This is a genomic window from Phaeobacter sp. CECT 5382 (genome assembly GCF_001457775.1).
Lineage (GTDB): Bacteria > Pseudomonadota > Alphaproteobacteria > Rhodobacterales > Rhodobacteraceae > Pseudophaeobacter.
Window position 1 is genome coordinate 143,909 of the sequence record NZ_CYSG01000006.1, and the last position, 20,319, is coordinate 164,227.

General features: G+C 60.1%; 19 protein-coding genes. 7 read left to right on the forward strand and 12 right to left on the reverse strand.

Annotated elements, in window-relative coordinates:
- Nucleotides 1–47 precede the first annotated feature (47 nt).
- The 12 genes from PH5382_RS08710 to pcaF form a co-directional block, all read right to left on the reverse strand.
- Entirely contained in the window at nucleotides 48–476 is a 429-nt protein-coding gene (locus PH5382_RS08710; protein ID WP_231751832.1) for a GNAT family N-acetyltransferase, read from the reverse strand.
- On the reverse strand, nucleotides 469–1,065 hold the full coding sequence (gene tsaB / locus PH5382_RS08715; RefSeq protein ID WP_058333979.1) for a tRNA (adenosine(37)-N6)-threonylcarbamoyltransferase complex dimerization subunit type 1 TsaB: 597 nt from the start codon (nucleotides 1,063–1,065) through the stop codon (nucleotides 469–471). Before tsaB ends, PH5382_RS08710 begins: the two co-directional genes overlap by 8 nt.
- Before the next feature lie 86 nt (nucleotides 1,066–1,151).
- Nucleotides 1,152–1,715, reverse strand: a complete 564-nt coding sequence (locus PH5382_RS08720; RefSeq protein WP_058333980.1) for a NifU family protein — start codon at nucleotides 1,713–1,715, stop codon at nucleotides 1,152–1,154.
- Between the two features lie 334 nt (nucleotides 1,716–2,049).
- On the reverse strand, nucleotides 2,050–2,505 hold the full coding sequence (locus PH5382_RS08725) for a universal stress protein (protein ID WP_058334054.1): 456 nt from the start codon (nucleotides 2,503–2,505) through the stop codon (nucleotides 2,050–2,052).
- Nucleotides 2,506–2,928: 423 nt separating this feature from the next.
- A complete protein-coding gene (locus tag PH5382_RS08730) occupies nucleotides 2,929–3,792 on the reverse strand; it encodes a branched-chain amino acid aminotransferase (protein ID WP_058334055.1) in 864 nt (287 codons plus the stop codon).
- A 384-nt stretch (nucleotides 3,793–4,176) separates the two neighbouring features.
- Nucleotides 4,177–4,938: a Phenylacetic acid catabolic protein gene (locus PH5382_RS08735; RefSeq protein WP_058333981.1), complete on the reverse strand. Its 762-nt coding sequence runs from the start codon at nucleotides 4,936–4,938 to the stop codon at nucleotides 4,177–4,179.
- A 33-nt stretch (nucleotides 4,939–4,971) separates the two neighbouring features.
- On the reverse strand, nucleotides 4,972–6,045 hold the full coding sequence (gene paaE, locus PH5382_RS08740) for a 1,2-phenylacetyl-CoA epoxidase subunit PaaE (RefSeq protein ID WP_058333982.1): 1,074 nt from the start codon (nucleotides 6,043–6,045) through the stop codon (nucleotides 4,972–4,974).
- A 10-nt stretch (nucleotides 6,046–6,055) separates the two neighbouring features.
- Nucleotides 6,056–6,544 carry a 1,2-phenylacetyl-CoA epoxidase subunit PaaD gene (paaD, locus tag PH5382_RS08745; protein WP_058333983.1) on the reverse strand — a complete coding sequence of 163 codons (489 nt, stop codon included), beginning with the start codon at nucleotides 6,542–6,544 and terminating at the stop codon, nucleotides 6,056–6,058.
- A gap of 125 nt (nucleotides 6,545–6,669) precedes the next feature.
- On the reverse strand, nucleotides 6,670–7,443 hold the full coding sequence (gene paaC, locus PH5382_RS08750) for a 1,2-phenylacetyl-CoA epoxidase subunit PaaC (RefSeq protein ID WP_058333984.1): 774 nt from the start codon (nucleotides 7,441–7,443) through the stop codon (nucleotides 6,670–6,672).
- A complete protein-coding gene (gene paaB, locus PH5382_RS08755) occupies nucleotides 7,443–7,727 on the reverse strand; it encodes a 1,2-phenylacetyl-CoA epoxidase subunit PaaB (protein ID WP_058333985.1) in 285 nt (94 codons plus the stop codon). Before paaB ends, paaC begins: the two co-directional genes overlap by 1 nt.
- An 84-nt stretch (nucleotides 7,728–7,811) precedes the next feature.
- Nucleotides 7,812–8,789: a 1,2-phenylacetyl-CoA epoxidase subunit PaaA gene (gene paaA, locus PH5382_RS08760; RefSeq protein WP_058333986.1), complete on the reverse strand. Its 978-nt coding sequence runs from the start codon at nucleotides 8,787–8,789 to the stop codon at nucleotides 7,812–7,814.
- A gap of 30 nt (nucleotides 8,790–8,819) precedes the next feature.
- A complete protein-coding gene (gene pcaF, locus PH5382_RS08765) occupies nucleotides 8,820–10,022 on the reverse strand; it encodes a 3-oxoadipyl-CoA thiolase (protein ID WP_058333987.1) in 1,203 nt (400 codons plus the stop codon).
- A gap of 304 nt (nucleotides 10,023–10,326) precedes the next feature.
- Between pcaF and PH5382_RS08770 the strand changes: the two genes are divergently transcribed.
- The 7 genes from PH5382_RS08770 (at nucleotide 10,327) to PH5382_RS08800 (ending at nucleotide 20,286) form a co-directional block, all read left to right on the forward strand.
- Complete coding sequence (locus tag PH5382_RS08770; protein WP_058333988.1) at nucleotides 10,327–12,147, forward strand: acyclic terpene utilization AtuA family protein; 1,821 nt, start codon at nucleotides 10,327–10,329, stop codon at nucleotides 12,145–12,147.
- 109 nt (nucleotides 12,148–12,256) lie between these two features.
- Nucleotides 12,257–13,873, forward strand: a complete 1,617-nt coding sequence (locus PH5382_RS08775) for an acyl-CoA carboxylase subunit beta (protein WP_058333989.1) — start codon at nucleotides 12,257–12,259, stop codon at nucleotides 13,871–13,873.
- Between the two features lie 17 nt (nucleotides 13,874–13,890).
- Nucleotides 13,891–15,873 (forward strand): acetyl/propionyl/methylcrotonyl-CoA carboxylase subunit alpha, encoded by a 1,983-nt coding sequence (locus PH5382_RS08780; RefSeq protein WP_058334056.1) that lies wholly within the window; start codon nucleotides 13,891–13,893, stop codon nucleotides 15,871–15,873.
- Nucleotides 15,870–17,006 (forward strand): nitronate monooxygenase, encoded by a 1,137-nt coding sequence (locus PH5382_RS08785; protein ID WP_058333990.1) that lies wholly within the window; start codon nucleotides 15,870–15,872, stop codon nucleotides 17,004–17,006. The genes PH5382_RS08780 and PH5382_RS08785 overlap by 4 nt, the downstream gene beginning before the upstream one ends.
- 312 nt (nucleotides 17,007–17,318) lie before the next feature.
- Nucleotides 17,319–17,735 carry a VOC family protein gene (locus PH5382_RS08790; RefSeq protein WP_058333991.1) on the forward strand — a complete coding sequence of 139 codons (417 nt, stop codon included), beginning with the start codon at nucleotides 17,319–17,321 and terminating at the stop codon, nucleotides 17,733–17,735.
- 155 nt (nucleotides 17,736–17,890) lie between these two features.
- Nucleotides 17,891–19,531 (forward strand): sulfatase-like hydrolase/transferase, encoded by a 1,641-nt coding sequence (locus tag PH5382_RS08795; protein ID WP_058333992.1) that lies wholly within the window; start codon nucleotides 17,891–17,893, stop codon nucleotides 19,529–19,531.
- Nucleotides 19,532–19,635: 104 nt separating this feature from the next.
- Nucleotides 19,636–20,286, forward strand: a complete 651-nt coding sequence (locus PH5382_RS08800) for a GntR family transcriptional regulator (RefSeq protein WP_058333993.1) — start codon at nucleotides 19,636–19,638, stop codon at nucleotides 20,284–20,286.
- The last annotated feature ends 33 nt before the right edge of the window (nucleotides 20,287–20,319 follow it).

Genomic DNA, 20,319 nt, shown 5'->3' on the forward strand with positions numbered 1-20,319 from the left:
GGGTCAACCGCTTTTTGACCAAGCGGTGCGAAATCCGCGCAGGTGGCCTAACGTAAGGCCTTTCGCATCACGATTGCATCCACCGAAGGGGCAGTCTTGCGGCTGTAATAGCCTGTGCGGCGCCCGCAGGAGGCGAATCCATCAGATAGATACAGCGCCTGTGCCGGGGTGTTGTCAGCGGCAACTTCCAGAAGAGCGTCCTCTGCGCCACGGGCGCGGGCTTGGTCTTGCCAGGCGCCCATGATGATCCGCCCGAGACCCTGACGTTGATGTAGCGGATCCGTGGCAATGGTCAAAAGTTCAGCCTCATCGGCGATGACCCGCACCAGTGCAAATGCCCGGGCATCGCCGACAGCAAAGATCAGTGGGCTGTTCAGAAGATCCGCAAACTCCGCTGCGCTCCAGGGACGGGACTGGGTGAAGGCCGCAGCATGGATGCGGGCCATCTCATGCGGAGGCAGGGCGGAGCTAGCCATCAATCAGCTGTGGCGGCAGATCGCGTGCAGGAGCGGCGTCTGCGGCACGCAGATACAGCGGGGCCGGGGCCTTTGTCGTGTCAGGATAGCGCTGTGCTGCAAGCTCTGCGATGCGCTGGGCCAAATCTGCGGGAGAGGCCTCAGGCGCAAATGTCAGCCCAGCGACGCGGGCGGCATCGGTCGCCTCGAGGAGGGGCATCAGACGCGGCGCCTCCCCTGGCAGGGCAGCATAGACCTGATCACGCGGGGCAGGGATCGCGGCTAGGCTACCCGGTGCCCTGCGGACCTCAAACCCGTTCACCCCAACGGCTGGTATTTGCAGCCCCAGCGCCAGACCGCGTGCGGCAGAGACAGCAATGCGGATCCCGGTGAAATTTCCGGGACCGACCCCGACACCAATGGCATCAAGCGCGCCCCAGCTGACCCCGGCTTCCTCGAGAATGTCTTCCAGAATAGGCATCAGGCGCTCTGCCTGACCGCGTGACGTCTCTTCAAAGCGGCTGGCCAAAACGGCAGGGCCGCGCAACAAAGCGGCCGCGCAATGCGCGGCCGATGTGTCAAAGCCAAGAACCAGAGGCTCACTGCTCATTGATTAGTCCTTTGTAGGGCCGGTGGCTTGGCGCGCATCGGCCGTGTCCGGCCGCCTGTGGCGAGTGATCTGGCCAGCAAGACGGCTTAAACGGCTACGGGGCGCACCTCGGTCACTTCGGGAATATAGTGGCGCAGCAGGTTTTCGATGCCCATTTTCAGGGTCAGAGTCGACGAAGGGCAGCCGGCACAGGCCCCCTGCATGTGCAGATAGACCACACCGCGATCAAAGCCATGAAAGGTGATGTCGCCGCCATCCTGCGCCACGGCAGGGCGCACACGGCTGTCCAGAAGGTCTTTGATCTGGTCCACGACTTCGGAGTCTTCACCGCTGTGTTCGGCATGACCCGAGGCCTGCTCGCCCCCGGCGCTGATCACGGGCTGGCCGGATTGGTAATGCTCCATGATTGCGCCCAGAATAGCGGGTTTGATATGGTCCCATTCGATCGCATCTGTCTTGGTGACGGTGACAAAATCATTGCCGAAGAACACGCCACTGACGCCAGATACCGCAAAGATACGTGTGGCCAGCGGCGAAGATGCAGCGGCTTCGGCAGTGGCAAAATCTGCGGTGCCTGCGTCCAGGACGGTCTGGCCCGGCAGAAATTTCAGCGTCGCCGGGTTGGGCGTGGATTCAGTCTGAATAAACATTTCGGGCCTCCAAGTGATGTCTTTGCGATATGCGCCTCAGGCGGTGCCAAGTCAAGCGGTGCCAAGCTAAGGTTTAGAATTATTCTAAGTTGATGGAGCTTTCAGCGCAACTGAATTTTTTGGTCTTTAGGTCTGAGCATTCGGCCCGGACGTTAGGCTTGGGTATTCGACTGGACTTGTCGACTGGGGCCTTTCGGCAAGGGGCTTGAACCCAGAAAGGCTGGCTATCCTGCTCGGGGTGACCGAAGAAGGACTGTCTGAAAGACAGCTGCTATGCAGGTCGATCAACCCACGATGGGGTGCACTGGCTATGCACTCTGGCTATGCATACTGGCTAGGTGATCGCGTCCAGGCGCTCTTTTGAAAGATCACCCGGAACGATCGTGATCGGTACGGGCAGGCTGCCTGAGGACTTGCTGAGCTGGCTCACCAGTGGCCCGGGGCCTTTGCGGTCATTGCCGGCACCAAGCACAAGCACGCCGATTTCGGTGTCCGCTTCGATCTGGGCCATGATCTCCGGAACGGCATCGCCTTCGCGAATGACCAGTTCCGGGTCGACACCCTGCCGGTCACGCATCCATTTGGCGAAGACTTCGAAATGAGCGTGTATACGTTCGCGGGCCTCTTCGCGCATCACTTCGCCGACGCCGATCCAATGGTTGAAATCATCTGGCGGGATGACCGAAAGGATGGCGACGCCTCCCCCGGTTTTTGCCGCCCTCATGGCGGCAAATCGCATCGCATTCAGACATTCGCGGCTGTCATCCAGCACAACTAGGAATTTGCGCATTTTCGGCCTCTGGTTGCTCCAAAGCAGATCATGGCGCATTCGTGGGCGCGCAACAACAACGAATGTTTCCCCGAGAGGATTGCGCCGCCTCAAACCAAGGGATCTGTCTTGCTGTTTCGTCCAGTCGCACAGTAGAGGGATACAGTAAGGCACAGGCTGGAAAACGTTGCACAGGGCTACTGGCTGCACCGTGAGCTCGCAAGACAGGGGCGGCACAGGTTTTTTATGAAGATAAGGCAGAGACCGGGCGACAACCGCGCCGTGCTTCTGCACGGCGCCCGGCCCAACGGAAGCATCGCATCTTTGATGCGATGGCGACGGGCGGGAGGGGCCTGTCGCCTGGATTTTGCCAGTTTGGGTTTTGCCAGCCGGATTTTGCGGTCAGGTCACTGTCTGCGCACAAACCCGAAAAGACAGAGGTGTCTAGGCTGAAGTCGCTGCCCAGTCCCAGTAGAGGTCGCGCACCCGCTTGGCCACTGGCCCGACCTGATATTGCGTGTCGTCAAAAGCTGTGACCGGTGTCACCTTGCTCATGTTGCCTGACATAAAGACCTCATCCGCGGCTTCGAAATCCTGATAGCCAAGCACGGTTTCATGCACGGTGATCCCATCGGCACGCAAGTTCCTAATATGGCGCGCACGTGTGATCCCGGCAAGGAAAGTGCCGTTGGGAATTGGCGTGAAGACTTCGCCATCACGCACCATAAAGATATTGGCCGTCGCCGTTTCGGCGACACTGCCCATGGCGTCGAGCGCCAGCGCATTGCTGAATCCTTTGGCACGGGCCTCTCGCAACATGCGGGCATTATTGGGGTAGAGGCAGCCTGCCTTGGCATTGACAACCGCATTCTCCAGCACGGGGCGGCGAAACCTGGTCCGGGTCAGTGTGGCGCTGGTGGCCGCAGTCGCCATGGGGATTTCTTCCAGGCTGATTGCAAATTCGGTGCTTTCAGGGCCGGGGGCAATCAAAGTCGCATCGCCCCCTGTCGCCCAATACATGGGCCGGATATAGACGGCGGCATCCGGGGCAAAGCCCTGCAAGCCTTCCAGGGCGATTTCGACCATTTCGCTGGTCTGCAATGTCGGCTTCATCATCAGGGCTTCGGCCGAGGCATTGGTGCGGGCGCAATGCAGGTCTAAATCCGGCGTCACCCCGTCAAACAGCCGCGCCCCGTCAAACACCGAAGAGCCAAGCCACATTGCATGATCTGCGGCCTTGAGAACTGCCAGGTCGCTGTCATGCCAGCTGCCCTGGAAATAGGTGCGAATGTTTTTGCCTACGGCCATGATCTGTGCCCCTTTGACTTCATCAGGGCAAACTAGGAGGGAAAAGGTCATAGGGCCAGACCTTTTTAGCGGATGTTGTCATCCATAGTGAGAGCATCGGTGAAACGGCCTCCTGAGTTGGTCAGGGTCAGGACCGGCCCGACTGTCAAGCAGAGGTGGCAAATGAGGTATTAAAAAGGTGGCTGCATTCGCATTTGCGCTGCCAAACCTTTGTCGGCTAGCTCTTGGGCTCTACAGTATCGGCTTTAAGCGCAACAGCGCGCGCCGCAAGGCGCGCGCTGGGCCCAACAGGGGCGTAGCCCTTGGCGGGAGGATTTGTTTTCTGTCCCCTGTACATGCGTAAATTCAAGCCGCTGGCCATTCAGGCAGTCAGTACCTGCGGCGTCAGGTGCCCGGTTGGAGCCCGAGCCGACTTAGAATTGCGCCTGCTTCGGCCTGCCAGCGGGTTCTTAGCTCGCCATTGGGGGTGCGGCGCAGGCCCATGGCTTTGAGGCCCTCGAACTTCTCCGACGCTTCGGCACCAAAACTGGCTGCCACGCGGGGCCACCAATAGTCGATCGCTTCTTGCAGGCCGTCCTTGCCAGCCTCTTCGATCAGGCGCTCCAAACCCTCTTCAGCGAGTTCAGCATGGCGGGCCTCGATCGGAGCGATGGCGCGAAAGGCTTCGGCTAGGGGCTGGTAGGAAACCAGCGAGAACTCCGCCAGTTGCACCGCCACGGCGCGCCCCATCAGCAGGTTCATCACCACCGCATCTGCCCAGCCTTCGATTGGGTAGTTGAATACGGCCAGCCGCATGTCATGATCCGAGCGGTTCTGGCCGATATCGGCGTCGCGCTGCAGCCGTGCAGTCCAAGGGTGGTGATCGGCGTAGCGTTCGGTGTCGGCGCCGAAATCGCCCATGATCGCAAGCACGCGATCCGCGTTGTCGCTTTTCTCCAGAACGATCTTGGCGGCAGCGATACGGGCCTTGATGCCGGGGCCTTCGTTGATGATATCAGCGAAACCAGCGGCGCCTGCCAGTTCGCTATCCACAAAGGTCGCCATCAGTTTCAGCAGGGCGGCGCGATAGCGCGGAGGAACATTGGCGGGATTGCTCAGCATGCCGCCCTGGGCAAGATAACTTTCGATGCTCATGTCTTCGGTCATGAAATAGCCTTCCTCTGGAACCTCTGAAACGCGTTACTGGTCGTAGTCGACGACAACCTTATCGGTGATGGGGAAGGCCTGACAGGACAGCACATAACCCTTTTCGACCTCGTAGTCCTCCAGCGCGTGGTTGATGACCATCTCGACTTCTCCCTCGACCACCTTGCAGCGACAAGTCGAACAAACACCGGCCTTGCAGGCGTAGGGCGCATCCATCGCGTTCTCCAGGGCGGCGTCCAGGATGGACATATCCTTGCCCATTTGAATGGTCTGGGTGGCGCCGTCGAGGGTGATGGCTGCTGTCGCCTGATTGCCAGCACTGGCTGCATCTTCAGCGCTTACTTTGCGCTTTGCACGCCCTGGCTGGGCCGAGGCAAACAGTTCAAACTTAATTTGGCTATCGTCCAGACCAGCTGTACGCAGGGCCGACGCAATGCCCAGCATCATCGGTTCCGGACCGCAGATAAAGGCGGTATCGACCGATTTGATGTCGATCCAGCTTTCAAACAGTTGCGCGCATTTTTCCTCGGTGACCAGACCGGTGAACAGGTCGATCTCCTGCGCATCCGATTCCAGAATATGGATCACATTGAAGCGCCCCATATAGGTGTTTTTCAGATCTTCCAGCTCCTCGCGGAACATGATCGTGTTTACACCTTTGTTGGCATAGACCAGCGTGAAGCTGGATTTGGGCTCTGCCGCCAGGGTGGTCTTCAGGATCGACAGCACTGGCGTGACGCCAGAGCCGCCAGCAAAGCCGAGGTAGCTTTTCTCGGCAGTGGCATCCAGCGGCGTAAAGAACGTGCCCATTGGCGGCATGGCTGCAAGGGTGTCGCCAACCTTCAGTTCGGTATTGGCCCAGGTCGAAAAGGCACCGCCGTCGACCCGTTTGATGCCGACCTGCAGGATGCCGTCGTCTTTTCCGGCGCAGATCGAATAGCTGCGGCGCAGCTCTTCGCCGTCAAAGTCCTGGCGGAAGGTCAGGTACTGGCCCTGGGTGAAATCAAACTCAGAAGCTGAGCCATTTGTGGGTTTCAACGAGACCACTACCGCATCGCGGATTGTTTTGCGGACATCGGTGACTTCGAGATCGTGAAAGCGCGCCATGGAGGTCTCCTCAGATGCACTTGAAATAATCAAAGGGTTCAAGACAGTCCTGGCAACGCCAGTGTGCCTTACACGGGGTGGAGCCGAACTGGCTCACACGGGTGACATTCTTGCTGTGGCAATTGGGGCAACGCTCAGGCCCACCTGCGGCCTGAGGTGGGGCGATGCCGTATTCTTCCAGTTTGGCGCGGCCCTTCTCGCTCATCCAGTCGGTGGTCCAGGCTGGGGCGATCTTGGTTTCCAGCCGGATCTTGTCGAGACCGTGATCGCGCAGGGCGGTCTCGATATCGAGATTGATGATCGCCGTCGCAGGACAGCCGGAATAGGTCGGTGTGACCGCGACCACCAGGGTATCGCCCTGCCATTCCACACCACGGATGATGCCTAGGTCCACCAGGCTGATCACCGGGATTTCCGGATCGGGCACAGCATCGAGCCATTCCCAGATCTGGTCTACACTTGGCTGCTCTACACTTGGCTGAGTTGTGACTTGGCTCATTCGATTGTCCTCTTTGGCCATCCTGCCCGGCAATATGCCGGGCAACGCCCGTCCCACCCCCATGGGGCGGACGTGTGACGCCCACCCCGCGGGACGGACGTCGCCCTCTTCATGATGTTGCCGCTTTACCAGTTGGCGCCGGGATAGGCGCGCTGCAGCCACTGCATGTGGGTCAGGAGATGGCCCAGATGTTCCGTGTGCATCGCGCCCGTACGGCCGCCTTTGTGGGCAAACGTGCTCTCGGGAATATTCAGCGTTGCGTCTGCCAGAACCCGCCCGACGAGCGCGTCAAAATCGGCGCGCAGTGAGGCCGGATCAGGTGCGATGCCCGCCTTGACCATGGCAGCATCGACATCATCAGAACTAAACATCTCACCGACATAGGGCCAAAGATAATCCAGCGCTGCCTGCATGAAGCCGTGGCTCTCCGCTGTGCCATCGCCCAGGCCCACAACCGTGTCGGCAGAGCGTTCTAGGTGATAGGCCACTTCTTTGCTGGCCTTGGCGGCAATGGCTGCGATACGGTCATCCGAGGAGGTCATCAGATGCCCCAGCTGGATTGAATGCCAGGCGTCAAACAGGAACTGGCGCATCAGAGTGCGGCCAAAATCCTCGTTTGGCACCTCAACCAGCAAAACATTGCGGAAATCCCAGACGTCACGCAAAAACGCCAGATCATCAGCTGATTTCTCGTCGCCTTGAACCTCTGCCGCAAGCCCCAGCCACATCTGGGTCTGACCAATCAGATCCAGTGCGGTATTGGCCAGGGCGATGTCTTCTTCCAGAACCGGCGCATGGCCACACCATTCGCTGACCCGATGACCCAGGATCAGGGTGTTGTCGCCCATGCGCAGTAAGAACTGAAACAGGGCCTCATCCTTGGTGAGCGTGGCGGCCATTACAGTGCTCCCACTTCTTCGGGAATGTCAAAGAAGGTCGGGTGACGGTAGACTTTGCTCTCGGATGGCTCATAGAGCGGGCCTTTGTCGCTGGGCGATGATGCGGTGATATTGTTGGCTTCGACCACCCAGATCGACACGCCCTCATTTCGACGGGTGTAGACGTCGCGGGCGTTTTTGATGGCCATTTCGGCGTCAGGCGCGTGCAGCGAGCCGACGTGACGGTGGCTCATGCCGTGCTGGCCGCGGATGAAGATTTCCCAGAGGGGCCATTCGTTTTTCATAGCTCAGTTCTCCTGGCTGTAGCGGCCCTGCTATCGGCAGCAGGGCGCAAAATCGTTAGGTTACTTGGCTGCCGGTTTGGCTGCTTACTCGGCGGCGTGCTTACGGGCGGCCTTTTTGCGGGCATGTGCCAACAAGCCGTCACGCACCCATTGGCCGTCTTTCCAGGCCTTGTTACGCGCCGCGAGGCGATCCGTGTTGCAGGGGCCATTGCCTTTGATCACGTCAAAGAATTCTGACCAGTCGGGGTCGGAATAGTCGTAGTGGCCGCGCTCTTCGTTCCATTTGATGCCGGGATCGGGCAGGTCCAATTTCAGGAATTCGATCTGTGGCACGGTCTGATCAACAAACTTCTGACGCAGCTCGTCATTGGTGTTCATCTTGATCTTCCAGGCCATCGACTGGGTCGAATGCACCGAATCCGCGTCAGAGGGGCCAAACATCATCAGCGCCGGGAACCACAGGCGGTTGACCGCATCCTGAGCCATCTTCTTTTGAGCGGGCGTGCCTTCGGCCATCTTGCGGATGGCGTCAAAACCCTGGCGCGCGTGAAAGCTCTCTTCTTTGCAGACCCGGATCATGGCGCGCGAGTATGGCCCGAAAGAGGTCCGCTGCAGCGGCACTTGGTTCAGGATGGCGGCGCCATCGACCAGCCAGCCCACGGCGCCCATGTCAGCCCAGTTCAGCGTCGGGTAGTTGAAGATGGAGGAATATTTCATCCGGCCATCCAGCAGCATTTCCGTCAGCTCATCGCGGGAAACACCCAGCGTTTCGGCGGCGCAATACAGATACAGACCATGACCGGCCTCATCCTGTACCTTGGCCAGCAGGATCGCCTTGCGCTCCAACGTGGGCGCGCGGGTGATCCAGTTGCCTTCGGGCAGCTGGCCAACGATTTCGGAATGCGCGTGCTGACCGATCTGGCGGATCAGGGTCTTGCGATACCCGACAGGCATCCAGTCCTTGGGTTCGATTTTCTCACCGGCATCAATTCGAGCCTGAAACGCGGCCAGCTTTTCAGGATCATCGGTGCTCGCTTCGGATTTGACCATCTGTGCATACATGACTTGCTCCTCCCGTATAGGGTTGCTGGCTTAAACGCGTTCCAAGATCAGGGCGGTGCCCTGGCCGACGCCAACACACATGGTGCATAGCGCGTAGCGCCCACCAGTGCGTTGCAATTGATAGGCGGCTGTCAGCACCAGACGGGCGCCTGACATGCCAAGCGGATGGCCAAGCGCGATGGCACCGCCATTTGGGTTCACATGGGGAGCATCATCGGCCAGGCCAAGTTCGCGCAGGGTGGCAAGACCCTGGCTAGCGAAGGCCTCATTGAGCTCGATCACATCCATCTGTTCAATCGTCAGGCCGGTACGGGCCAGAACCTTGCGGGTGGCAGGCACCGGGCCAATGCCCATGATACGTGGCTCTACCCCGGCGGCGGCCATACCAACGATGCGTGCCATCGGCTTTAGTCCGTTTTTGGCAGCCGCCGCTTCATTTGCCATCAGAATAGCAGCAGCACCGTCGTTGACGCCAGAGGCATTACCCGCTGTCACGGTCAGATCCGGACCGTTGACGCCCTTCAGCTTGGCCAACTTGTCGGCACCGGTGCCGGGGCGGGGATGCTCGTCAGTGTCGACAACCAATGGGTCGCCCTTGCGCTGTGGCACGGAAACCGGCGTGATCTCGTCGCCAAAGACACCAGCCTCATGCGCGGCGGCCCAGCGGGCCTGGCTGCGCGCGGCAAAAGCGTCCTGATCGGCACGGTTGATGCCGTAGTCGGCGGCCACGTTGTCGGCGGTTTGTGGCATCGAGTCGGTGCCATACATTTCGTGCATCTTCTTATTCACAAAGCGCCAGCCGATGGTTGTATCATAAACGGCATTGGCGCGTGTAAAGGCGGATGTGGCCTTGGGCATCACAAAAGGCGCGCGGCTCATGCTTTCGACACCGCCTGCGATGGCCATGTCATAATCACCGGCGCGAATGCCACGTGACGCCATGCCCACGGCATCCATGCCAGAGGCGCAGAGCCGGTTGATGGTGGTGCCGGGCACATCTACTGGCAGACCCGCCAGCAGTGCGGCCATGCGGGCGACGTTGCGGTTGCTTTCACCGGCTTGGTTGGCATCGCCAAAGATCACATCATCAATGCTGGCCCAATCGACCTGCGGGTTGCGCGCGGCCAGCGCGGCAATCGGCGTTGCGGCCAGATCATCGGTGCGGACCTGGGAAAGAGCGCCGCCGTAGCGGCCAATTGGGGTTCGGGTGGCATCGCAGATGAATGCATCCATGGTGTTCGCGTCTCCTGAACTGGCGGCGAAATAAGCCGACCGTTGGGTCGGTATTACGTCAAATGTCGATTCGTGGCAAGTGAAACGTAACGAGTTAAGTTGTCGCGGCGCAATCTTGTAACGTATCACCGATGATCGTGACTTAACGTCGTGGCGGCGGTGGGGCTGATTTTGGTTGCGAGGACCGCATTGCTTCCGTCACATTAAAACAGAACGATCGGTCTGTTCACTTGTCTTTCCGGTCTGGGAAGTTCCGGCGCCAGCCATGCACAGGCTCAAAAGGTCGCCAAAAAGGGGGGAGAGGATGTCACAGCATTTGCGCATTGGCGGAGCCAGTGGATTTTGGGGCGACGCCAGTGCGGCGACGCCGCAGCTGCTGGCGGCAGGTGGGTTGGACTTCATCGTCTATGACTACCTTGCAGAAATCACCATGGCGATCCTGGCGCGGGGTCGTGCCAAGGATCCCGAAGCCGGATTTGCGGCGGATTTTGTCACCGCGGCGATGGCACCGAATCTGAGAGAGATCGCCCGTCAGGGGGTGCGCATCATTTCCAATGCAGGGGGCATGAACCCTACGGCCTGTGCTGAGGCGCTGCGAGCTGAGATCGCCCGTCAGGGGCTGGCACTCAAGGTTGCTGTGATTGCGGGCGATGACCTTTTTGCGCAGCGCGACGAGGTGGCAGCAACAGCCCCGCGTGATATGTTTCGGGGCACAGCCCTGCCTCCGGTCGAAAAAATCGCCAGCATCAATGCCTATCTCGGCGCCTTTCCAATTGCGGCAGCCTTGGACCGGGGCGCTGATATTGTCATCACCGGGCGCTGTGTCGACAGCGCCGTGACGCTCGGCGCTGCGATCCACTACTTTGGCTGGACGCCAAAAGATCTGGACGCGCTGGCGGGTGGCAGTCTGGCGGGGCACATCCTGGAATGTGGACCGCAGGCCACTGGCGGCAATTTCACGGACTGGCGCGCGGTGGCGGATAATCTGGCCGACATTGGCTATCCGATTGTCGAACTCCAGGCCGATGGCAGTTTTGAAGTTTCCAAGCCCGAGGGTTCTGGTGGCTTGGTGTCGCGCGGCACTGTGGGCGAGCAGATGCTTTATGAGATTGGCGATCCGCAGGCCTATCTGCTGCCGGATGTAGCTTGCGATTTTTCTGCCGTGACGCTGGAACAGACCGGACCGGACCGGGTTCTGGTTGCAGGCGCACGCGGGTTGGGCGTGCCCGACAGCTACAAGACCTGTCTGACTTGGGCCGACGGCTATCGCTCGGGGCATATCTTTACCTTTTACGGGTTGGAGGCCGAAGCCAAGGCGCAGCATTTTGCCGACACCGTGCTGCAACGCTGCCGTGCCACGCTGAAACGGATGCAGGCGCCGGACTATACGGATGTAAGCGTCGAGCTGATCGGGACTGAAAGCCAGTTCGGACTGTTGCGCAGCTCTGCCCCGGCCCGCGAGGTTGCGGCCAAGATTGCTGTGCGTCACCCGGATGCCCGCGCAGTTGGTTTGTTTCTGAAAGAGGCGACAGGGCTGGGACTGGCCACGCCACCGGGGTTGAGCGGCTTTGCTGGCGCAAGGCCCAAGCCTTCGCCCGTGTTGGCGCTGTTTTCATATCTGACCCCCAAGGATCGGGTCGCCGTGCACTTGTCAGATGACGCAGGCACGTTGGAGTGCCCTGCGTTACAGGGGGCAGAGGTTCGGGTCGCGCCGCGCCCCGCGCTGCCCGCAGCCCCAAGGGCGGAAAACATCGTCGAGGTGCCTCTGGTGGAGATGGCCTGGGCGCGCAGCGGCGACAAGGGCGATATCGCCAATATCGGCGTGATGGCGCGTGATCCGGACCTCATGCCGTGGATCTGGGCGGCGATGACTCCGGCGCATCTGCAGGCGGTCTTTGGTCATTTCTTGCAGAGTGAGGCCAGCCAGATCGAGCGGTTCTATCTGCCAGGAAGTGCTGCGATGAATATCCTTTTGCATGGGGCATTGGGCGGCGGCGGCACCTCGTCGCTGCGCAATGATCCGCAAGCCAAAGGCTATGGGCAATTGCTGCTGGCAGCCTCCATTCCGGTGGATGCCGACCTGCTGGCGCGGCTGAAGGGCGGGCAGGGATCTATTCAACCATGATGTATCAAACCAATGTGGCAGGGCAGACGGCGCAAAGCCGGAGCACCCAAAGCCAGAGTTCCCAATGGGTCGTCCTGACCCGTGCGACGACCCCAGTGAGGATGAATTGATGAGCGTTTTTCAAAGCAGGATCAGCTCTGGCAGCGAAAGCTTTGCCCAGAACCGCGCCGATATGCTGGCACAGGTCGAACGGATGCGAGACCTGGAAGCACGCGCTGCCGCCAAGTCCGAAGAACGCCGTCCGGTGTTTGACAAACGCGGCCAACTGTCGCCGCGCGAACGGCTTTCGGCGCTACTGGATCCCGGCATGCCCTTTGTCGAACTCTACAACATGGCCTCTTATCTGGTGGACGACCCCAACCCCGAGACCTCGATCCCCGGTGCTTCGATCATTCTGGGGATCGGCTATGTTTCTGGCGTGCGCGCACTGGTTTTCGTCGATGATGCAGGCATCAATGCCGGCGCCATGACCGGGAAATCAGTGGACAAGGCGCTGGGCGCGATCGACATTGCACTGAAGCAAAAACTGCCCTTTATCCATCTGGTCGAAAGCGCTGGCGCCGATCTGATGCGCTACACGGTTGAGCTCTGGGCGCACGGTGGCGGCATGTTCGCGGGTCTGGCAAAGCTGTCAGCAGCAGGTAATCCGGTGATCACCGTGCTGCATGGGGCCTCGACTGCTGGCGGGGCCTATCAGCCTGGGCTGTCGGACTATGTGATCGGTGTCAAAGGTAACGGCATGGCGATGCTGGCGGGGGCTGCCCTGGTGCAGGCCGCGACGGGTGAAATTGCCAAGGATGCCGATCTGGGCGGGGCTGAAATGCACGCCGAGGTCACCGGTCTGGTGGAATACCTCGCCGAAGATGACGCCCATGGTATCGAAATCGCCCGCGATGTGGTGGCTGGGCTTGGCTGGCAGGGTTGTGCTGCGGCCCCGGCGGATTGTGACGCACCTCGCTACCCGACAGATGAGCTGGCAGGTGCCATCCCGGCGGATTATCGCAAACCCTATGACATGCGGGAATTGGCGGCACGTCTAGTGGACGGATCCGTCTTGCGCGATTTCAAACCCGGTTATGGTTCTGCGACGGTCTGTTTGCAGGCGCATATAATGGGGCAGCCAGTGGGGATCCTGGGCAACAACGGGCCAATTGACCCTGATGGCGCAACCAAGGCGACGCATTTCTTGCAGGTGATGGATCAGGCGGGCACTCCGGTGATCTTTCTGGGCAATACCACCGGCTACATGGTTGGCACCGAGTATGAGCGGGCGGGCATGATCAAACATGGCTCCAAGATGATCCAGGCTGTAACCAATCTGCGGGTGCCCAAGATCTCGCTTTATACCGGGGCCAGCTTTGGCGCCGGGAACTATGGTATGTGCGGCCACGCCTTTGGTGCCGATTTTCTGTTTACCTGGCCCAATGCCATGACGGGCGTGATGGGCGGCGAGCAGGCCGCGCTGACCATGGAGCAGGTGGCGCGCCGTACTGCCGCGCGCAAGGGCGTCGAGGTCGACGAGGCGCGTCTGGCCAAACAGAGGGCTGGAATCACCGCGCATTTTGACAATCAGTCGGATGCGTTTTTCACCTCGGGGCGGATGCTCGATATGGGCATGATTGATCCGCGCGACACGCGAGCGGTGATTGGCTTTTGCCTCGCCACCTGCATGGAGGCGCGCAGGCGCAACCTCAACCCCAATGCCTTTGGCGTGGGGCGGGCCTGATGGGAGAGGGCAAGGATATGACACAGTTCAACTCGATTTTGGTGGCCAACCGCGGCGAGATTGCCCTGCGTATCATGCGCACGGCCCGCGCCATGGGGATGACCTGCATTGCGGTCTATACCGAGGCCGACGCGCAAAGCCCGCATGTGGCATTTTCCGACCGCGCCATCTGCATTGGGGCCGGCCCCGTCGGCGACAGCTATCTGGATGCGGCCAAGGTTCTGGCCGCCGCCACGGAAGCCGGGGCCGAGGCCATTCATCCCGGCTATGGCTTCTTGTCGGAAAACGCTGATTTCGCCCAGGCCTGTCAGGATGCGGGCCTCACCTTTATTGGGCCCAGTGCCGAGGCAATCGCTCTCATGGGCAACAAGGCCGCAGCCAAACGTCGCATGATCGCGGCAGGGGTGCCCTGCGTGCCGGGCTACGAGGGCGCGGATCAGACTGCGAAGAGCTTGCAGGCTGAGGCGGACAAGATCACCTACCCGGTGATGATCAAGGCGGCTGCTGGCGGTGGCGGGCGCGGGATGCGGCTGGTCACGACAGCGGATGATTTTGCCAAGGCGCTGGATCTTGCCAAAAGCGAGGCACTGGCGGCCTTTGGCTCGGATGAGATGATCCTCGAAAAGGCGGTGCTGCGCCCGCGCCATGTGGAAATTCAAGTCTTTGCCGACGCGTCTGGTCACACAATCCATCTGGGTGAACGCGACTGTTCAGTGCAGCGCCGACACCAAAAGGTCGTGGAGGAAGCGCCTTGCCCGGTTATGACCCCGGATCTGCGTACCCGCATGGGGGCTGCCGCCGTCGAGGCCGCCCGTGCAATAGGCTATCTTGGTGCCGGGACGGTTGAATTCCTGCTGGACGAAAGTGGGGCGTTTTACTTCCTCGAGATGAACACCCGCCTTCAGGTCGAACACCCTGTGACCGAAATGATCACGGGACAGGATCTGGTTGCCCTGCAGATCCGTGCCGCCAAGGGAGAACCGCTGGGGCTGACGCAGGAAGAAGTCACGCTGACAGGGCACGCGATTGAGGTCCGGCTTTATGCCGAAGATCCAGCACAGGATTTTCTTCCGCAATCCGGTCCGATCAGTCTGTGGAAACCTGCAGAAGGTGTCGGTCTTCGCGTCGATGCGGGGATCACGTCTGGGCAGGAAGTATCTGCCTTTTATGACCCGATGCTGGCCAAGGTGATTGCCCATGGTGCCACCCGCGCCGAAGCCCTGCAGCACCTGCGCGCGGCCCTGTCTGATACGGTGCTGTTTGGCCCTGTCTGCAATCGGGATTTCCTGATGGATGTGCTGGCGCATCCTGTCTTTGTCGCGGGAGAGGCGACCACCAGCTTTATCGGCGAGTATTTTGACCCTCTGCCGCAGCCCGAGGTGGCAAACGCTGATCTGGCGCTGGCCGCAACGCTGATCTATGGCGCCGATCAGCGCGCCCTGGCACAGCTGGCGGATATCCCGGCGGAACTGCTTGGTTGGTCCAGCCAGGGCGTCTTGCAGGCGCGCATGGTGCTACAGGCGGGCGGCGATCCGGTGACCGCGCTGTTGCGCCATTCGCCTGATGGTATTCGGGTGCAGGTCGGCGCAGCGCAGCACCATTTGGTGCAACAGGGCGACTGCCTGCGGCTGGATGGGCTGCGCGTTGATTTGCGCAACCATCTATTGGTCGACGACGATCTCTACCTGGCGACCGGCGCGCGGATGTTGAAACTGACCCGCCTGCGGGCCGGGGCCAGCGCTACAGCCGCTGCAGGTGGCGGCGAGGTACGCGCACCGATGCATGGAAATCTGCTCGAGATCTGTGTCCGCGCAGGGGATCAGGTCGAACCTGGCACTAGGCTGGCGGTGCTTGAAGCGATGAAGATGCAGCATGAGATCCTGGCCGAAGTAGCAGGCACCGTGAGCGAGGTCGCTGCTGTGGCGGCCAGCCAGGTCAAGGCAGGGGATCTGTTGGTGCAGATTGAACAGGATAATTCGGCACAGGAGGCCAAGATATGAATTCTGACCTTTGTAAACGGCTCGGCATCGAGTTTCCCCTTTTTGCCTTTTCCCATTGCCGCGATGTGGTGGCGGCGGTCACCAATGCCGGTGGCATGGGCATTTTTGGCGCAGCGATGATGTCGCCCGAAGAACTGGAGGAGGAGCTTGCTTGGATTGATGCGCATGTGGATGGCAGACCCTACGGGGTTGACCTGATTGTCCCGAACAAGTTCGAGGCCAAGGGAGAGGATATTCCTGACGCGGCAATCCTCGCCATGGTGCCCGAGGGTCATAAAGAATTTGCCGATGGCGTGATGCAGGCGCATGGGATGGGGCCAGGCGAACTGGAAGCAAAACGTGCTGAACAGCTGGTGTTTCGCGAAAACATCAGCGCAGAGGGGGCGGCGCGCAGTCTCGATGTTGCTTTTGCCCATCCAATCGCGCTGATCGCCAACGCACTTGGCTTGCCGCCGCAGGATATGCTGGACCGCGGCAAAGCGCAGGGCGTGGCTGTGGGCGCACTTGTGGGCACCGCAGAACATGCCCGCGCGCAGGTTGCTGCGGGTGTGGATGTGATCATCGCAGCAGGCGGTGAGGCCGGCGGCCACACGGGTGAGATCTCCACAATGGTGCTGGTGCCCGAGGTGGTACAGGCCATCGCCGGATCAAATGTCCCGGTGCTGGCGGCAGGCGGCATTGCCACGGGTAGCCAAATGGCGGCAGCCATGGCCATGGGCGCGGCGGGGGCCTGGTGTGGCTCTGTCTGGCTGACCACGGCCGAGGCGGAAACCAACCCGGTGGTGAAGGAAAAGATGCTGGCGGCTAGCAGCCGCGACACAGTCAGGTCGCGCTCGCGCACCGGTAAACCCTCGCGCCAGTTGGTCAGCGCCTGGACCGAGGCCTGGGAAGGCAAAGGTGCCCCCAAGCCGCTGCCAATGCCGCTGCAGACCTTGGTATCAGAGCCCGCACTGCACCGTATAGATCAGATGTCCCAAAAGGGCCACGAGGGCGCGCAGGATCTGGCAACCTATTGGGTCGGGCAGGGCGTTGGCCTGATGAACCAGGCGATGTCTGCAGGGGGCGTGGTGCAGGAATTCAAAGAGGATTTCCTGACGGCCTATGAACGCCTGCAAAAGGCGTTGGAAGGATAGGTTAGGGCACTGGGTTTCGTGGATTGGCTATACAGAGAGTCTAAGCGGAAACCGTAAGGCGGGCAGGAAATGAACACCCAGAGCCCGTCCGTCGGCCTTGTTGATCACGACCCCAGCAGCTTCAATCGACCTTGTCCAACCTTCCTCAAGACCAGTCTCCCGGACGCGGTGAACTTTCGCTGCAATTGCAGCAATGTCACCTGTTGGTAGGGGTGTATCAGGGGGGGGGATATTGAGCCGAATTCAGTGTTGGCTTACAACAAAGCCGTAAACTCGTTTGAATGATCAAACTTCTGGAAAGAAGCACCAAGCATGATTGCCTACGTCACAGTCGGTGCGGATGATATCGCGCGCGCAAAACGGTTCTATTCCGCATTCTTGCCAGCCCTTGGCTTCGGACTGGAGGAAGGGCCTGAGGGGCTAAGCTACGCGCTGCCCCTGCAGCCGGGGCAGTCTCCCGCTCTGCCTGATTTCTACGTGAAGCCAACCTTTGATGGGGGGCCGGCCTCGGCTGGCAACGGTTCCATGATCGCCTTCGAGGCGCGCAATCAAAAGCAGGTGCGTGACCTTCACGCCGCAGCACTCCTTGCGGGCGGATCCGACGAGGGGCAACCGGGCTTTCGTGCCTCTTATGGCCCTCAATTCTATGTTGGCTACATGCGCGACCCTCAAGGCAACAAGATCGCACTTTTCTCCAGCGATCCGAGTGAACCTGGACGAGACGGATAAAACCAGTTCCACGGCCAGCAGGACGGTTCGCACGTTCCTTTTGGCAATGCCCGGCAGTTTTGGCGGGCCAGAAATATTGGCATTTGTCTCGCCATTTTGCTTCACTTGTTCAATAGTCGAGCACAGTGAGCAGAGAGGGAGCAGGGAGGCCCGCGATGAATATTCTTTACATCATGTTTGACCAACTGCGGTTCGACTATCTGAGCTGCGCAGGCCACCCGCATCTGAAGACGCCGCATATCGATGGGCTGGCCGAAAAGGGTGTGCGTTTTACCCGCGCTTATGTACAGTCGCCGACCTGTGGCTCGTCCCGGATGTCGAGCTATACCGGGCGGTATCCGTCGAGCCATGGGGTGCAGTTCAACAGCTACCCGCTGAAGGTGGGCGAGTGGACCATTGGCGACCATTTGCGCAAAGCGGGCATGAGCTGCAGCCTGATCGGTAAGACCCATATGGTGGCCGATGCGGCCGGTCTGGAGCGGCTGGGGCTGGCACCGGACAGCGTGATCGGGGTTCGGCAAAGCGAATGCGGCTTTGATCCCTATGTGCGCGACGATGGGCTCTGGGCTGAAGGTCCTGCGGGTTTTTATGACCAGAAACGCAGCCCCTATAATGAATACCTCAAAGAGCAGGGCTATCCTGGCGACAACCCCTGGAACGACTTTGCCAATGCTGGGATTGAAGGCAATGACATTGCCTCGGGGTGGTTCATGGTCAATGCCGACAAGCCCGCCAATATCAGCGAAGAAGACAGCGAGACACCCTGGCTTACCACCAAGGCGATTGAATTCATGGAAGAGAAGCGCCTCAACGGAGCAGGCCCATGGTGCGCGCATCTGAGCTATATCAAGCCGCATTGGCCCTATATTGTGCCGGCCCCCTATCACGACATGTATGGGCCAGATGATGTGCTGCCGGTGGTGCGCTCGGATGCGGAGCGTGAGGATGCGCATCCGGTGTTTGAGGGTATGATGAACAACCAGATCGGCAAGACCTTCAGCCGCGAAGAGGTGCGCCAAAAGGTGATCCCCGCCTATATGGGGCTGATCAAGCAGGCGGATGACCAGATGGGAAGGCTCTTTGCTTATCTCGAAGAAACCGGACGGATGCAGGACACTATGGTGGTAGTGACCTCGGATCATGGCGACTATTTGGGCGATCACTGGTTGGGGGAAAAGAACCTGTTCCATGAGCCCTCGATCAAAGTGCCGCTGATTGTGTATGACCCGCGCGCGCAGGCAGATGCGACGCGCGGCAGCACCTGTGATGCCCTGGTCGAGGCGATTGATCTGGCGCCAACATTTCTGGAATTCGCAGGCGGTGCTCCGGTCGGGCATATCCTGGAAGGGCGCGATCTGACGCCCTGGTTGCAGGGAGAGACACCCGAATGGCGCGATTTCGCTGTGGCGGAGTTTGATTATTCGACCATGCCGCTGTGTGCGAAACTGGGCTTGGCCCCAAAAGATGCACGCCTGTTCATGGTGACGGATGCGCGCTGGAAATTCATGCACGCCGAAGGCGGGTTGCCTGCGATGTTGTTTGATATGCAGAACGACCCCGACGAACTGGTGGATCTTGGTCGTAGCGAGGCCCATCAGGAGGTGATCACCCTGATGTATGATCGCCTGCGGCAATGGGGGTTGCGCATGTCGCAACGGACTACGCTTTCTGATGCACAGATCGAAGCCGGGCGGGGCAAATCCGGACAAAAGGGCATTCTTCTGGGCGTGTATGAAGCTGCGGATGTCTCATCGGAACTGACAGAAAAGCTACGTGGACCGGTGCCGCAGGGGTGAGTGGCATAGCCCAGGTATGATTGCCTTGCTCTGACTTGCTGCCTATGTTGGCGCGAAAATGGCAACAGATCAAACAACAGATCTCAGAGACAGGCAGCAGGACGATGGCGGGGCAGACAGAGCAGCTTTTGAATGCGATCCTCGCAGACATCGACGCCGGGCGCCTGAACCCTGGTGATGTGCTGGATGAGGCCGGTCTGGCGACACGCCATGGGGTGTCACGCACGCCCATTCGCGAAGTGTTGATCCAGCTGGAAACTGCCGGTCTGATCCGTCGGCTGCCCCGCAAGGGGGCTGTGCTATTCAAGCCGACTTTGGAAGAGTTTCTGGCCATTCTGGAGGTCCATGCCCAGCTGGAAGGTCAGGCGGCTGGCCTTGCCGCACGCCGCATGACCCAGGCGCAGGCGGCAGAGCTGGAACAGATCGTGCAGGCCTGCGAGGCTCACGCCGCGCAAAAGGGGGATGGTGATCCCAACGGTTATTATCAGCTGAACCTGCAGTTCCACGGTGCCGTCGCCACAGCTTCGGGCAACCCGTTTCTGGTTGAGATGATCAAGACCAATGCCCGTAAGTTGATGGCCTATTATCGGGCGCGCTATCAGTACCCTGGATCCATTGCCCAATCGGCGACAGAACACCGCGAGATTGCTGAGCTAATCTTTGCCCATGATCGCGCAGGCGCGGCTGCAACAATGATGCAGCACGTGCAGTTTGATCAGGTGACAGTGATGGATTTGTTGGCAGCGCTGGGCTGAGGCGATGCTGCCTCCGGCGGAAATAATAGAAGA

Bases quoted from the DNA above. Each gene is read 5' to 3' on its own strand.
- PH5382_RS08710 (WP_231751832.1), bottom strand. From the start codon at position 476: ATGGCTAGCTCCGCCCTGCCTCCGCATGAGATGGCCCGCATCCATGCT.
- tsaB (WP_058333979.1), bottom strand. From the start codon at position 1,065: ATGAGCAGTGAGCCTCTGGTTCTTGGCTTTGACACATCGGCCGCGCAT.
- PH5382_RS08720 (WP_058333980.1), bottom strand. From the start codon at position 1,715: ATGTTTATTCAGACTGAATCCACGCCCAACCCGGCGACGCTGAAATTT.
- PH5382_RS08725 (WP_058334054.1), bottom strand. From the start codon at position 2,505: ATGCGCAAATTCCTAGTTGTGCTGGATGACAGCCGCGAATGTCTGAAT.
- PH5382_RS08730 (WP_058334055.1), bottom strand. From the start codon at position 3,792: ATGGCCGTAGGCAAAAACATTCGCACCTATTTCCAGGGCAGCTGGCAT.
- PH5382_RS08735 (WP_058333981.1), bottom strand. From the start codon at position 4,938: ATGACCGAAGACATGAGCATCGAAAGTTATCTTGCCCAGGGCGGCATG.
- paaE (WP_058333982.1), bottom strand. From the start codon at position 6,045: ATGGCGCGCTTTCACGATCTCGAAGTCACCGATGTCCGCAAAACAATC.
- paaD (WP_058333983.1), bottom strand. From the start codon at position 6,544: ATGAGCCAAGTCACAACTCAGCCAAGTGTAGAGCAGCCAAGTGTAGAC.
- paaC (WP_058333984.1), bottom strand. From the start codon at position 7,443: ATGGCCGCCACGCTCACCAAGGATGAGGCCCTGTTTCAGTTCTTACTG.
- paaB (WP_058333985.1), bottom strand. From the start codon at position 7,727: ATGAAAAACGAATGGCCCCTCTGGGAAATCTTCATCCGCGGCCAGCAC.
- paaA (WP_058333986.1), bottom strand. From the start codon at position 8,789: ATGTATGCACAGATGGTCAAATCCGAAGCGAGCACCGATGATCCTGAA.
- pcaF (WP_058333987.1), bottom strand. From the start codon at position 10,022: ATGGATGCATTCATCTGCGATGCCACCCGAACCCCAATTGGCCGCTAC.
- PH5382_RS08770 (WP_058333988.1), top strand. From the start codon at position 10,327: ATGTCACAGCATTTGCGCATTGGCGGAGCCAGTGGATTTTGGGGCGAC.
- PH5382_RS08775 (WP_058333989.1), top strand. From the start codon at position 12,257: ATGAGCGTTTTTCAAAGCAGGATCAGCTCTGGCAGCGAAAGCTTTGCC.
- PH5382_RS08780 (WP_058334056.1), top strand. From the start codon at position 13,891: ATGACACAGTTCAACTCGATTTTGGTGGCCAACCGCGGCGAGATTGCC.
- PH5382_RS08785 (WP_058333990.1), top strand. From the start codon at position 15,870: ATGAATTCTGACCTTTGTAAACGGCTCGGCATCGAGTTTCCCCTTTTT.
- PH5382_RS08790 (WP_058333991.1), top strand. From the start codon at position 17,319: ATGATTGCCTACGTCACAGTCGGTGCGGATGATATCGCGCGCGCAAAA.
- PH5382_RS08795 (WP_058333992.1), top strand. From the start codon at position 17,891: ATGAATATTCTTTACATCATGTTTGACCAACTGCGGTTCGACTATCTG.
- PH5382_RS08800 (WP_058333993.1), top strand. From the start codon at position 19,636: ATGGCGGGGCAGACAGAGCAGCTTTTGAATGCGATCCTCGCAGACATC.